The following is a 13,200-nucleotide window of genomic DNA, read 5'->3' as shown; positions in this document are numbered from 1 at the left end:
TTGCATTTCAGGCATTTTTTTAGTTGCAAGTTAAGAAGGGGGAGCATGAATGGTCGAGCAAATCGATATGTCGGCAGGTTCGACAGGCGGAGGACAAGGGTCTTCAGGCTACGACGCGGACGACATTCAAGTACTTGAAGGACTGGTAGCGGTACGGAAACGGCCGGGGATGTATATCGGCAGCACCAGCACTTCGGGTCTACATCATTTGGTATGGGAAATCGTGGATAACGCTGTCGACGAACATCTCGCCAAATTCTGCTCCAAAATCGATATCACGCTGCATAAGGACGGTTCTGTTACGGTTCAGGATAACGGAAGGGGAATTCCGACAGGCATACATAAAACAGGGATTCCTACTCCCCAGGTCGTGTTTACGATTTTGCACGCAGGCGGAAAGTTCGGTGGATCAGGATATAAAAAATCCGGCGGTTTGCACGGTGTAGGTGCGTCAGTTACAAACGCATTGTCCGAATGGCTTGAAGTCGAGATTTTCCGTGATGGCAAGATACATCGTCAACGTTTCGAATATTGGCAGGACAAAAAAGGCGTTGAACATGTCGGAGAACCGGTGTCTGGCCTTGAAGTATTGGGCAATACCAATCGGACGGGGACCAAAGTTACGTTTAAACCGGATATTCGGGTGTTCCAGAACGGGATTCAATTGAATTATGATACACTGGCAGAACGTCTTCAGGAAATTGCTTTTCTGAATTCGGGTCTGAGAATTGTACTCAAGGACGAACGTTCAGGCAATCAGGATGAGTACATGTACGAAGGCGGAGCAAGCCAGTTTGTTGCTTTTCTTAACGAAAATAAAGATGTGCTGCATGATGTCATTCACTTCTATGCGGAGAAGGATGATATTGAGGTCGAAGTGGCGATCCAGTATAACGCGGGTTATACGGAAACGCTGGCGTCGTTCGTAAACTCGATTCCCACTAGGGGCGGGGGTACACATGAGACCGGATTCAGAGCGGCTTATACACGTGTGATGAATGACTACGCACGGCGTACCAGCATGATTAAGGAGAAAGACAAAAACCTAGAAGGCAATGATCTGCGTGAAGGCATGATGGCGGTCATTAGTGTCAAAATGTCGGAAGTGGAATTCGTAGGCCAAACGAAGGATCAACTCGGTAGCGCTTCCGCGCGAAGTGCCGTGGATTCTGTCGTATCCGAGAATATTCAGCGGTTTTTGGAAGAAAACCCACAGGTCGCACAAACGTTGATTCGCAAAGCGGTTCAGGCCTCCAGGGCCAGAGAAGCTGCACGCAAAGCACGCGATGAGATGCGTACAGGCAAAAAACGCAGCGAAAGCTCCAATTTGAATGGCAAGCTGACTCCGGCTCAATCCAAGGATTTTACCCGGAATGAATTGTTTATCGTCGAAGGGGATTCCGCTGGAGGTTCAGCCAAACAAGGACGTGACTCCAAAATTCAGGCGATACTGCCGCTTAAGGGCAAACCCCTTAATCCGGAAAAAGCAAAGTTGGCTGATATTCTGAAAAACGAAGAATACCGTGCCATTACAGCCGCAATCGGGGCAGGGATTGGAACCGAATTCGCAGTTGAAGACAGCAATTATTCCAAAATCATTATTATGACGGATGCCGATACGGATGGCGCACATATTCAGGTCCTGTTGCTGACTTTCTTCTACCGGTATATGAAGCCGCTAATTGATGCAGGTAAAATATATATCGCTCAGCCACCGCTGTACAAGCTCACACGCAAATCAGGCAAAATGGCGAGTGTGCGTTATGCTTGGACCGATGAAGAGCTGGCGAATTACATGAAAGAATTTGGAAATCATGTAGAGCTTCAACGTTATAAAGGACTTGGTGAAATGAACCCGGATCAATTGTGGGAGACAACGATGAATCCGGAAACGCGCGCATTGCTCAAGGTAGAAATAGTGGATGCAGCAAAAGCGGAACGCCGTGTATCTACACTCATGGGTGATAAGGTTGATCCGCGCAAACGCTGGATTGTAGAGAATGTCGACTTTACAGAGTACGAAGAATAGAAGGTGCTTGGAATGAGTCTATCAGAACAATTTATGCCGGCCTTTCTCGAAGAGGTCGTAGGGGACCGTTTCGGTCGCTACTCCAAATACATTATTCAGGACCGGGCCATTCCCGATGTTCGGGACGGTTTGAAGCCCGTGCAGCGGCGGATTCTATACGCCATGTACGATTCAGGTAATACTCCGGAGAAACCGTATCGGAAATCAGCCAAAACGGTTGGGGATGTTATGGGTAACTACCATCCTCACGGGGATTCCTCCATCTACGAAGGTATGGTGCGGATGGCACAACCATGGAAAATGGGTCATATGCTCGTGGATGGTCATGGTAACTGGGGATCACAGGATGATGATCCGGCAGCGGCGATGCGTTATACAGAGGCTCGGTTGTCGCCCATCGCGATGGAGATGCTTCGCGATATCGAGAAACGGACCGTTCTGTTTAAAGATAACTTTGATAATACGGCCAAAGAACCGGTAGTACTGCCATCCCGTTATCCCAATTTGCTCGTTAACGGCGTGAGCGGAATATCCTCCGGATTTGCAACGGAGATTCCTCCTCACAATTTGCGTGAAACCATAGATGCCTGTATCGCTGTGATGGAGAAGCCATCCATTGAGCTGGACGAGATCATGATGTTCATGAAGGGTCCCGATTTTCCAACAGGTGGATTAATCATGGGCGGCGACGGGATTCTAGATGCCTATCGAACAGGTAAAGGACGGATCTATATCCGGTCCAAAACCGATATCGAGAATATGCGCGGCGGCAAACAGCAGATCGTTATAACGGAGATCCCTTATCAGGTCGTGAAATCCCGTCTAGTTACTGCGATGGAAAACATCCGGCTTGAGAAAAAGGTGGAAGGGATTGCCGAAGTCCGGGATGAGAGTGGGCGTGAAGGCCTGCGGATCGTGGTTGAGCTGAAAAAAGAAGCGGATGCTCAAGGCATTCTGGCTTATTTGCTGAAGAAAACCGACCTGCAGGTCACCTACAACTTCAATATGGTTGCGATTGTGAATAAAGCTCCTCAGCAATTGGGATTGAAATCAATCCTCGAGGCTTATATTGCCCATCAGCGTGAGGTTGTAACGTTCCGTACCCGCTTTGAGCTGGAGAAAGCGGAAGACCGTGCGCATGTATTGGAAGGCCTGGTAAAGGCTCTTAACATCCTCGATGAGGTCATCGCGGCCATCAAAGCGTCGAAAAACCGTCAGGATGCTCAAAATAACCTGATGTGGATGTTTGGATTCTCGGAACGTCAGGCAGATTCCATTCTGACTTTGCAATTGTACCGGTTGACCAATCTGGAGATTACTTCTCTGGAGAAGGAACTCGGCGAATTGATGAAGAAGATCGCGCAATTACGCTCCATTCTGGATAGCGATCGCAAGCTGATCGGAGTTATCCGCAAAGAATTGATGGAGATTCGCGAAAAGTATGGAATAGACCGTCGCTCTGCCATTCAGGGTGAAGTGGAAGAACTCAAGGTCAATCTGGAAGTGCTGGTAAACGCGGAAGATGTATTTGTTACCTTGTCCAAAGAAGGATACATCAAGCGTACGGGTATGCAGTCATTTACACGATCCGGCGGGGAACGTAACGCAAGTGGCGTGAAGGATGGCGATTATATTGCTCAGGTTCTTGAAGTGAACACCCTTGAGAATCTACTGGTATTTACGAAGAAAGGGCAGTATTTTCTGTTGCCCGTCCACCAGGTGCCCGAATTCAAGTGGAAAGATCCGGGGACGGCGATCGTCAACGTCATTCCTTTGGCGAAGGATGATCGGATTTCAAGTGTGCTTGCCGTTAAATCTTTCGAAGAACCGGATCACAGTCTGGTCTTTGTCACCCGCAAAGGACAGGTTAAACGTACCGAGCTGAAGGAATACGTCACCAAGCGTTCCGGTGCTGTAGCAGCCTGCAAAGTGGGCAAGGATGATGAGGTATTATCCGTTCATCTAAGCACAGGTGGCAAGGACATCATGTTGATCACCAAAGAAGCTATGGCCATCCGTTTCCGTGAGGATGAGGTGAATCCAATGGGGCGTGTATCGGGAGGCGTACGTGGTATTCAGTTAAAAGATACGGATGAAATTGTATCTGTTCTATGGGTGGAAGGCGATGAAGGCGAAGTCGCTGTATTGTCTGACTTGGGTTACGGCAAACGCTCGTTGTTGCTGGATTACGCGCTGCAAAGTCGTGGCGGCAAGGGGCTGGCAACATTTGAATTCAAGGAAGGCAAACGGGTGAAGCCGAACGGTAGCCGCATTGCTGGAGCGTTTTATTGTCGGGAACAACGGAATGTAACGGTGATGACGAAAGAAGGACAATCATATCATATTTCTTCTGAAGGTGTGCCTATTACTGAGCGGAAGCATATCGGTAAATTGCTCGTTCATGTGGACAAACAGGATGAGATCGTGGAATTGCTGACGGATTTTAACGAGAATCAGCCAGCTTCATCTTCATAAGAAATGTCAATACAAGGCTTTTCGCAGTACAGGCTGATCCTGTCATGCGGAAAGTCTTTTTTTGTTGTTCAAACGCGGATTAAAAGATGCCCTCCATGCGAAGTTTAACAACCTTCGTCGATTACGGTCGATCGCTGGGAAATTGAAAAAAGGCAGCAGGAATGCGGCTTTGAAGGGCGAAAACTTAAGCAGGTGAAGTGATAACCGGTTGCAGAGAGGAGCGATGCAAGATGTATAATTCCGATTTTGCCAAGTGCTGGTCGAGGCTGACCAAGGACTACAAGCTGCATATGGATCATGAGCTGGCCCCCTCGTTAACGGAGGCTCAGTTGGCTGTACTGGAGGTTCTTGAGGACCATGAGAAGATGAAACCATCCGACCTGATTCCTTTCTTGGCCACAACGCCCGCAGCAGTAACGATGCTGCTGGATCGCATGGAGAAAAATGGTCTGATTCGCAGGGATCGGGATGATCAGGATCGGCGCATTGTATGGGTATCCCTGTCTGACAAGGGAAGAATGGAGACCGAACGGGGGATCACAATCCGGAATGAATTTATGAATTCCGTTCTCAGCAACATTTCGATGCATAACCAGCAGTTGCTGGTCTATCTGCTGAACAAAATGACAACACCAAAAACAAAAGAGCCTGCCTTATCTACATCATAATTACGTTGGAATTATAGTAACCATGGAACTCTTGCTGGATCATGCAGGAGGACTATGGTTATTTTATTGTCACTAAGAATAATTTCTAAAATTTTATATGTAAAGAGTTGACTATGTAATTATTTTTGTTATAATAAATAATTGTTCCCCTGATATTTCGTGTACGAAATATTATATTCCATAAGTAAAAAGGGTGAATTAATGTCTGACACATACGAAGTATTTTACATTATCAATTCGTTTCGGCAGGTCAATCAAATGCTCTTCCGGGCATTCTGGAATGAAAACAAGGAAATTGAGCTCACTTCGATTCAATTTATGGTGTTATCCATTTTGAAGGAGCGCCCTTCGATCGGGATTAATGAAGTGGCTGAACTCTGTCATATGGGCAGCAGTTCCATGAGCGCTGTGGTGGAACGTCTGGTCAAAGGGGAGTACATAGTTCGTACGCGTTCCGACTCTGATCGCCGATCCGTAAAGCTACAGATTACGGACAAAGGGGAACAGGCTCAGCAGGAAACACACCACTTGTGGATGGAACGAGTTTCACCCATTCTGGATATCCCGAAGGAAGACCTTGAGCACCTGCTAAGAATTCATAATCAAATGATTGAAAAGTTAGAAGGAAGAGAGATGAACAACCAATGAGTACTACTGCAGCAGCAGCACCATCCTCAGCGATGGACAATATCAAGAAAGGCCCGATTGTGGCCGCACTGTTAATCGGTGCATTTGTTGCCTTCCTGAATCAAACGTTGATGAACGTGGCTCTTCCGAAAATTATGGAAGACCTCAACATCGGAGCGAATAAAGCCCAATGGCTGACTACCGGTTATATGCTCGTGAATGGTGTGTTGATTCCGGTTACGGCGTATTTGATCGCCAAATTCTCGACACGTCAAATTTTTATTACAGCAATGACCCTCTTTACATTAGGGACCTTGGTCTGTGGACTTAGTCCGACCTTTGGTATACTGATGGTAGGTCGTGTTATTCAAGCTGCAGGCGCAGGTATCCTGATGCCTCTGATGACCGTTGTGTTCTTGACGATCTTCCCAATTGAGAAGCGTGGTCAGGCCATGGGTACGATGGGGATTGCGATGATTCTTGCTCCGGCCATTGGACCGACACTGTCAGGCTATGTGGTTGAGCATTATTCATGGAGACTGTTGTTCTATATCATTTTGCCATTCTCGGTTATTGCAACTGCAATTGGTATTGCATTTGTCAAAAATGTAACACGTCAATCCAAACCTAAACTGGACTATCCAGGTGTTATTCTTTCCACACTCGGTTTTGGTAGTTTGTTGTACGGCTTCAGTGATGCGGGTACAGATGGATGGGGAAGTGCTATTGTTATCGGATGTCTGGTCGTCGGGGCCATATCCCTGATCCTGTTCGTTATTCGACAAATGACAACCGATCATCCGCTTTTGGAGTTCCGTATTTTCAAATACAACATGTACACATTAACAACAATTATTAATATGCTCGTTACGATGGCGATGTTTGCCGGTATGATTTTGCTTCCGATTTTCCTGCAAAATATTCGAGGGTTCTCACCGATTGAATCAGGTTTGCTGATGATGCCAGGTGCCATTCTGATGGGGATTATGTCTCCAATCACAGGTCGTATTTTTGATAAAGTTGGCGCACGCTGGTTGTCAGTTGCCGGTCTTGCGATTACAGCTATCACCACTTGGGGCCTTAGCCGCCTGTCGATCGACACGACTTATGGTTACATGATGTTTATCTACACAGCTCGTATGTTCGGTATGTCGATGTTGATGATGCCTATTCAAACGGCGGGTCTGAATCAGCTGCCACAGCGCCTGAATGCGCATGGTACTGCGATGTCCAACACACTGCGTACAGTTGCGGGTGCGATTGGTACAGCGATTCTCGTTACAATTATGAGCAGTAAGCTAAAATCTCATTTGGCAGATACCTTGGCTACAGGCCAAATTGCTGCAGATGATAAGGCTGCAATGATGCGTGCTACCGCAGATGCAACCATCTACGGCGTAAACTATGCGTTTGTTGTAGCGACTGCGATGACTGTTGTTGCTTTGCTGCTGGCGTTCTTTATTCGTAAAACAAAACCGGCTACTGAACCTGTTACCACAGAGCAACAAAAAGTGAATGCAACAGCTTAAATTAACCTAGATTACAGTTATTATTGATCCAATAAAGGTTTTATATATGCAGAAGAGAGTTCAGGCAGATTTCACTGCTCGGACTCTCTTTTGCTATGCCTTATTTTGGCTTTATTTTTCATCGGTCGATGGATCAAGGAGGAAGGTAGGACCGGGATCATGACCGAAGAGTCTGAGGTTGATGCTTCCATCCATCTGAAATTCAACACCTTCGCTAATAAGCTCCGTCTCTTGCATCAAACGAGAATGTTCGTCGGGAATGGAGATCTGGCCTTTGGCATTGACGACACGGTGCCAGGGAAGGCGTTCCTTGCGGCTCATCGAATGCAGAATGCGTACAACCTGTCTAGCAGCTCTCGGACTGCCAGCATGAGCGGCAATCTGACCATAGGTCATGACTTTTCCCTCAGGGATTGCTGCGATGATGGCGACAACCTGCTTGGTAAACGGTGTCATAGTAGTGAGTCTTCCTTTCCATTTAAGTAAGCCAATAGGGTCTAAGTATGGTGGTAATTCCAACAAAACTAGTTTATCATATCGCTGGAATGGAAAGAGATCAAAAAAACCGTGCCATTCAGATAGGGAATCTGGATGACACGGTGTACGATCAGATTTGACTTGATCCTGTTAATGATTTTTTTAAGTGTGTTGGTTATTGTTCCGCTTTAAATGTTTTCTCATATACAGCAGCCGGCCACTCTGCCCATGGGAATTCACGGGGAGGCAGGGACTGCAGGACAATCTCTTCCTTGGTTACGGGGTGAGGAAAAGCAGCGATGGCAGACCAAAGGGCAATCTGTTGTCCCGGCTTATTCGCACCTGCCCCGTATTTCTGGTCTCCGAACAGAGGGCAGCCGATTTCCTTCATTTGAACCCGAATCTGATGAGATCTGCCAGTGTGCAGTTCGATATGAACCAGACTATAACGGTCTGTTTCACCGATGACCCGGTAATCCAGAACAGCGTCTTTGCCACCCGTAGTGCCTTTGGACACAACAGTGACGGTATTGGTGCGCGCATCTTTCAGCAGCGTATGTTTTAACGTTCCTTGCTGTGCTGGCAGCTTGCCATGGACAACAGCCGCATATATTTTGCGGAAATGACGTCCCCGGACCGTCTCGGATAATCTCGAAGCAGCCTTTGATGTTTTGGCAAAAATCATTGCACCACCAACGGGGCGATCAAGTCGATGGACCAGTCCGAGATAGACGTTGCCCGGTTTGTTATACCGCTCTTTCAGATCCTGTTTCAGCAGTGTAAGCAAATCCGGGTCACCGGATGCATCTTCCTGTGTAGGTACATTGACCGGCTTCGTAATGCCTAACAGGTGATTGTCCTCAAACAGAATCGGAATATCACCGGTTCCTTGCAATGGTTCGGACATGATCAGGACTCCCAGCGGCCCAAGATGCCGCAAGGCAGATCCAGACCACTGCGGGTAATGGGAAGGCCAATTTCACCTGCCGTAATTTGACCGCCATATTGGGCAGACATCGTCATTGTCAGCATATTACGCAGAACGGTGGAGGAGATCCCCGTTGTGTAGGAATTCACCAGCATGAATAATGGGTTGTCCGACAAAATAGTCATACACGATTTCAGGAATGGGTAGAGGTTCTCTTCCAGCTTCCATGTCTCCCCGTTAGGGCCTCGACCATAGGAAGGCGGGTCCATAATGATAGCGTCATATCGATTGCCGCGGCGTTGTTCGCGCTGTACGAATTTGAATACATCGTCTGTAATGAAACGAACAGGGCGATCAGCAAGCCCGGATAATTGAACATTTTCTTTGGCCCACTGCACCATGCCTTTGGCCGCATCCACGTGTACAACCGAAGCACCGGCGTAAGCTGCAGCAACGGTTGCACCGCCTGTATACGCAAACAGGTTCAGTACAGAGATGGGACGGCCTGCTCCGGCGATTTTATCCATCATCCAGCTCCAGTTGGCCGCTTGTTCAGGGAACAGACCAGTATGCTTGAAGCTGGTTGGTTTAATATGAAATTTCAGGTTCTCGTATCCGATGGTCCAGCGTTCCGGGATCGGTTTTTTCATATCCCAGCTGCCGCCGCCCGAAGAACTGCGGTGATAATGGCCATGCACTTGGCGCCATTCATTGGTTTCTTTTTCAAGGGGCCAAATAATCTGTGGGTCGGGTCTGCGCAAAATGACATCGCCCCAACGTTCCAGCTTTTCGCCGCCTCCTGTGTCAATTACTTCATAGTCCTTCCAGTTCTTTGCTACGTACATAATGATTTATCCATCCTTCAAAAGTCATTTGGATACTATTGTACAACAAAAAAGGGCCTATACGCCAGTTGTGGTGGGCGCCTTAAAGGGCGAAGTGCCCTTTAAGGTGTTGAATTTGCTTCATTCCCATATACTGAAATGGAATACAAACGAAAATTAATTTGACAATGATAATCATTATCACTTATGATTTTGATACATTCAAATGTTACTTCTTTAGGAACCGTATGACAGGATCAATAAAAAGTGAGGGGAAAATAGATGGCTAAATGGTTGGTGGCTTATGCAAGTATGACGGGAAATACGGAAGAGATTGCGGAACTGATTGTGGAAGGCATCACACAAGGTGGACATGAAGTGGACCTCAAGTCCGTCACGGATTGCAATGCCTCTGATGTGCTCGACTATGACGGGTTCCTCATTGGTGTGTACACGTGGGGAGACGGTGAACTGCCGGATGAATTTCTCGATTTTTACGAAGAGCTGGATGAGCTTGACTTGAGTGGCAAACGGGCAGCGGTGTTCGGAAGCGGGGATACTTCTTACGAGCAGTACTGCGGTGCTGTAGATCTCGCGGCTGCGAAGCTGGTGGAGCGTGGGGCGGAGGTATTTCCAGAGATGCTAAAGATTGAATACAGTCCGATGGAGCAGGAGAAGGATACATGCCGTGACTTTGGCAAGCGTTTCGCTGCTGACGGATTACAGGTGTCCTAGGACTCATGTTAAGGCATAATGTTCAGGCAGCTATGCAGCCGGGAGTGTCAGACGTCCCGGAACAGCTGCTTGAAGATTACAGACTGGAAGAGATGCTGCGCAGCCCGCATCGGTTCATCCGCCCGGAACCGGAGGCAAAGCAGTACGCTCCGCTGCAATGGAGACACCGTGTACAATATGCAGTCAGCCATGCAGTCAACGCTTTTTACAGTTTGGACCCGGATGTGCGCAAAGAGGTGCCTGTCCAGTATCTGCTCGAAAAGTGGTGGCCCAGAAAGGCAACCGGCTTCGAATCGGTACTTCATTACTGGGATGTAAAAAACAAAATTACGGATGAATTATCGCTGGCCATTGCGATGAACGATGATCTGAAGCATCCGACCATTCTGTTTGAACAATGGCGAACGGAACTTCCTTCCTTGTCGATGCATCTGTCCATGATCCTCCATACGGCTTGGCTGCCAGAGGGCTGGGATTCACTGCTCATCCAAAAATATATGGTTGTCCATGATCCAAATGTTGTTGAGGCGTACCAGCATATGGTGAGCGCGTTCTGCTGGGAAGCATTTGGCAAGTTGCCGGGCATGATCGAAATCTATTGTTTGCTCGAAGGGCGCAAGATTCGATATATCCCAGGACGTCAATCGCTTGTCCGTTCGATGGATTATCTTCGACTGATTCGGGATAGCATTCCGAGCGAAGAGAAGGTGGAATCTGATCAATTTACAGTTCAGGATAAAGCCAGAGTGCATGAAAAGGTCGATCGCTGGAGAAGTGAGATCGAACCGAAAAAAAACTGGTTGATGTAAGGAGCGAGGGATGTTGTGGTATATCGCGCAGATTAAGGAGTGAAGAGCCATGTCTACCGGTTTGGGACAAGATGCCGCAAGCGGCAAGAAGAAACGTACAGGAACTTGTGAATTCAGCCCGTTGCCTGTGCCACAGTCGGTTATAAGACGGTTACTGGATGAAGCCGATCCATCCTTGTATGTGATGAGTCCAGAGCCTTGGCGGTTTATGTTGTTCGCCAGTGAAGGACGTCAGCTTTATCTGGAGGCCGTTAGGCAGAGTTACCCACCACATTTGGCAGATCGGTACGGGGATTGGGCTACATATCAATATACAGAGGCTATCCCGGCGCATCTGGTTGTCGTGGCTCCTTCAAGGGCCAGAGAGGACCATGTATTGCCTGCAAAAGCCTGGAGCAAACGTTTTTGTATCCTGGCAGCGGAACATGGCCTCAATGCCGTCTGGAAGATCAATGATTATCAACAGCATCCCGTGTTTATGAATTTGATGGGTTTAACCAGTGAGGAAAAGGTAATGGGTGTATTCCATATCGGTTACGGAGACCAGTCTGCGCTTCGGAATAACGATGCAAGCAGACCAGCCTCTGAGCTTATGACGGTATACGACCATCTGGTCTAAAGTAAGGTATAACCGTTCATTGTGATGTGCCAGTGTCCGTAATAAAATCTCGAACGAGCTGTCGGTACGAATAATCTGCGGAGCTGGCGGAGTACAACCGGTTTGACACGGTGATTGAATTACCGAAAAAGAACCGTTCGAACTGGGTCTGTCTTCCCCCAAATGATCCTGCCCCTAGCTCCCAGATCAGACGAAATAAAGCTGTACGCTCCTGCGATACCATGTCGCTTCCGCGAAGATACGTATCCAGATGTGGTGCGATATCTGAGCGGAACTCTTCTTCCTGAGGGACCATAATGACGCCACTGGAACCCAAAAGTTGCAGTATTTCAATCATTTCAGGATACAGTTTGGGGTACAGAAGGTTGGCGGCCATTAGTGGTTTGGGGGCAGGTAACACAAAACCCCGTTCGTCTGTTATGGCACCTACTTCTGCTGCCACTGCCAGTGCTTTTAAGGATTCAAGTCCAGCAAGTACACGTGCTGTTTTCTCCACTACGTGGGTTTCGGCTGCCTGGTCGAGCGTATCTGCGAGTAATTGGATCGTGCCGAGTACAAATTCCGTTTTGGCAATATAGCGACATAACACCTGATGACCTGCGTGGATGTGGAAATGGCTTCCGCTGAAGAGGCGGGAGGACATTTCTTCACTTCCCGCGAAAAATATCCGATCATGAGGAACAAGCACATGATCAAAGATGACAATGTTGTCCATCTCTTCATATCTGGAGCTGAGTGGGTAGTTAAATTTGGATTCGGCTGCATAGGTATCCCGGCAGATCAGGCTGATTCCCGGCAAGTCGTTTGGCACTGCAAAAGCAAAAGCGAACGGGTTTTCATCGTCGAATGGAGCCGGTGATGGAGAAGGATACACCAGAATTTCGTCCGACGTTGCAGCCTGGGTAGCCATCATGAATGCGCCGTTGATAATCAGGCCTTCATTCGTCCGTTCGACCACTTTGGCGGCAATGGCATCTTCGGTTGTATCCAACTGTCCCGATATTTTGCTGGCATGGGGCTGAATGAATGCGTGGGAGAGCGTAATGTCATTATCCCGGCAGTAGGCATAATAGTTTTTTAGATTTTCGACATATTGTGGTGATAACTCGGCAAGAATGTCAGCTCCTGTATAAAATGCCATGATCGCTGTGTTCATGTAATCGGGTGAGCGGCCCAGAAATCCATGGTGCATGCCTGACCAGACACTCATCGCTTCACGACGCCTGCGCAAATCATCCACACTGGTTGGAGGTAGAAAGGACATGCCTACAGGCTTTCCATCGGTTGGGGAGGAATAAGTCATTGTATCCATCCATTGAGGATCGTTCTGTAGATCATACAGCTTGGCTTGCGTTTTCATTAAACCTGCAAAAGCAAAATGTTCAGAGCGTTTTCCAGTAACCAGTTCTCCTTTGTACCAGCAGGGGACAGTCTGGGCATCGATACGTTCAATATACTGTTTGCCACTTTTAGCGGGCAT

At 47.8% G+C, this 13,200-nt stretch carries 12 protein-coding genes; 8 read left to right on the top strand and 4 right to left on the bottom strand.

Annotated features, from left to right (window positions below; all coding sequences use genetic code 11):
- Positions 1-49: 49 nt before the first annotated feature.
- From parE to ACFTRD_RS17085, 5 genes are all read left to right on the top strand, one after another.
- Positions 50-2,029, top strand: a complete 1,980-nt coding sequence (gene parE, locus ACFTRD_RS17105) for a DNA topoisomerase IV subunit B (protein ID WP_379382129.1) — start codon at positions 50-52, stop codon at positions 2,027-2,029.
- Positions 2,030-2,041: 12 nt separating this feature from the next.
- Positions 2,042-4,504, top strand: a complete 2,463-nt coding sequence (gene gyrA / locus ACFTRD_RS17100; protein ID WP_379382127.1) for a DNA gyrase subunit A — start codon at positions 2,042-2,044, stop codon at positions 4,502-4,504.
- Positions 4,505-4,734: 230 nt separating this feature from the next.
- The gene (locus tag ACFTRD_RS17095) at positions 4,735-5,172 is read left to right on the top strand and encodes a MarR family winged helix-turn-helix transcriptional regulator (protein ID WP_379382125.1); all 438 of its coding nucleotides are present in this window, start codon (positions 4,735-4,737) and stop codon (positions 5,170-5,172) included.
- Between the two features lie 201 nt (positions 5,173-5,373).
- A complete protein-coding gene (locus ACFTRD_RS17090; RefSeq protein ID WP_192268220.1) occupies positions 5,374-5,820 on the top strand; it encodes a MarR family winged helix-turn-helix transcriptional regulator in 447 nt (148 codons plus the stop codon).
- A complete protein-coding gene (locus ACFTRD_RS17085; protein ID WP_379382123.1) occupies positions 5,817-7,328 on the top strand; it encodes a DHA2 family efflux MFS transporter permease subunit in 1,512 nt (503 codons plus the stop codon). Before ACFTRD_RS17090 ends, ACFTRD_RS17085 begins: the two co-directional genes overlap by 4 nt.
- A gap of 111 nt (positions 7,329-7,439) precedes the next feature.
- Here ACFTRD_RS17085 and ACFTRD_RS17080 read toward each other — a convergent pair whose 3' ends face one another.
- The 3 genes from ACFTRD_RS17080 to ACFTRD_RS17070 form a co-directional block, all read right to left on the bottom strand.
- A complete protein-coding gene (locus ACFTRD_RS17080) occupies positions 7,440-7,784 on the bottom strand; it encodes an MGMT family protein (protein WP_379382121.1) in 345 nt (114 codons plus the stop codon).
- 196 nt (positions 7,785-7,980) lie between these two features.
- On the bottom strand, positions 7,981-8,712 hold the full coding sequence (locus tag ACFTRD_RS17075; protein WP_379382120.1) for an RluA family pseudouridine synthase: 732 nt from the start codon (positions 8,710-8,712) through the stop codon (positions 7,981-7,983).
- A 2-nt stretch (positions 8,713-8,714) separates the two neighbouring features.
- Entirely contained in the window at positions 8,715-9,578 is an 864-nt protein-coding gene (locus ACFTRD_RS17070) for a class I SAM-dependent methyltransferase (RefSeq protein ID WP_192268212.1), read from the bottom strand.
- Positions 9,579-9,839: 261 nt separating this feature from the next.
- Here ACFTRD_RS17070 and ACFTRD_RS17065 point away from each other — a divergent pair, with 261 nt between their 5' ends.
- From ACFTRD_RS17065 to ACFTRD_RS17055, 3 genes are read left to right on the top strand one after another with little or no spacing between them, the layout of a single operon-like run.
- The gene (locus tag ACFTRD_RS17065) at positions 9,840-10,292 is read left to right on the top strand and encodes a flavodoxin (protein WP_379382119.1); all 453 of its coding nucleotides are present in this window, start codon (positions 9,840-9,842) and stop codon (positions 10,290-10,292) included.
- 5 nt (positions 10,293-10,297) lie between these two features.
- Positions 10,298-11,101 carry a hypothetical protein gene (locus ACFTRD_RS17060; RefSeq protein ID WP_379382117.1) on the top strand — a complete coding sequence of 268 codons (804 nt, stop codon included), beginning with the start codon at positions 10,298-10,300 and terminating at the stop codon, positions 11,099-11,101.
- Positions 11,102-11,150: 49 nt separating this feature from the next.
- Positions 11,151-11,720 carry a nitroreductase family protein gene (locus tag ACFTRD_RS17055; protein WP_379382115.1) on the top strand — a complete coding sequence of 190 codons (570 nt, stop codon included), beginning with the start codon at positions 11,151-11,153 and terminating at the stop codon, positions 11,718-11,720.
- 16 nt (positions 11,721-11,736) lie between these two features.
- Here the strand turns inward: ACFTRD_RS17055 and ACFTRD_RS17050 are convergent, their stop codons facing one another.
- Positions 11,737-13,200, bottom strand: a complete 1,464-nt coding sequence (locus tag ACFTRD_RS17050; protein ID WP_379382113.1) for a 4-hydroxyphenylacetate 3-hydroxylase family protein — start codon at positions 13,198-13,200, stop codon at positions 11,737-11,739.

The sequence above is a fragment of the Paenibacillus sp. NPDC056933 genome (assembly GCF_042674385.1).
In the GTDB taxonomy this organism is placed as follows: Bacteria; Bacillota; Bacilli; order Paenibacillales; family Paenibacillaceae; genus Paenibacillus.
This window is presented reverse-complemented; position numbering and strand designations above follow the sequence as displayed.

Excerpts from the sequence above, each read along its gene's own strand:
- parE (WP_379382129.1), top strand. The coding sequence starts at position 50 with ATGGTCGAGCAAATCGATATGTCGGCAGGTTCGACAGGCGGAGGACAA.
- gyrA (WP_379382127.1), top strand. The coding sequence starts at position 2,042 with ATGAGTCTATCAGAACAATTTATGCCGGCCTTTCTCGAAGAGGTCGTA.
- ACFTRD_RS17095 (WP_379382125.1), top strand. The coding sequence starts at position 4,735 with ATGTATAATTCCGATTTTGCCAAGTGCTGGTCGAGGCTGACCAAGGAC.
- ACFTRD_RS17090 (WP_192268220.1), top strand. The coding sequence starts at position 5,374 with ATGTCTGACACATACGAAGTATTTTACATTATCAATTCGTTTCGGCAG.
- ACFTRD_RS17085 (WP_379382123.1), top strand. The coding sequence starts at position 5,817 with ATGAGTACTACTGCAGCAGCAGCACCATCCTCAGCGATGGACAATATC.
- ACFTRD_RS17080 (WP_379382121.1), bottom strand. The coding sequence starts at position 7,784 with ATGACACCGTTTACCAAGCAGGTTGTCGCCATCATCGCAGCAATCCCT.
- ACFTRD_RS17075 (WP_379382120.1), bottom strand. The coding sequence starts at position 8,712 with ATGTCCGAACCATTGCAAGGAACCGGTGATATTCCGATTCTGTTTGAG.
- ACFTRD_RS17070 (WP_192268212.1), bottom strand. The coding sequence starts at position 9,578 with ATGTACGTAGCAAAGAACTGGAAGGACTATGAAGTAATTGACACAGGA.
- ACFTRD_RS17065 (WP_379382119.1), top strand. The coding sequence starts at position 9,840 with ATGGCTAAATGGTTGGTGGCTTATGCAAGTATGACGGGAAATACGGAA.
- ACFTRD_RS17060 (WP_379382117.1), top strand. The coding sequence starts at position 10,298 with ATGTTAAGGCATAATGTTCAGGCAGCTATGCAGCCGGGAGTGTCAGAC.
- ACFTRD_RS17055 (WP_379382115.1), top strand. The coding sequence starts at position 11,151 with ATGTCTACCGGTTTGGGACAAGATGCCGCAAGCGGCAAGAAGAAACGT.
- ACFTRD_RS17050 (WP_379382113.1), bottom strand. The coding sequence starts at position 13,200 with ATGCCCGCTAAAAGTGGCAAACAGTATATTGAACGTATCGATGCCCAG.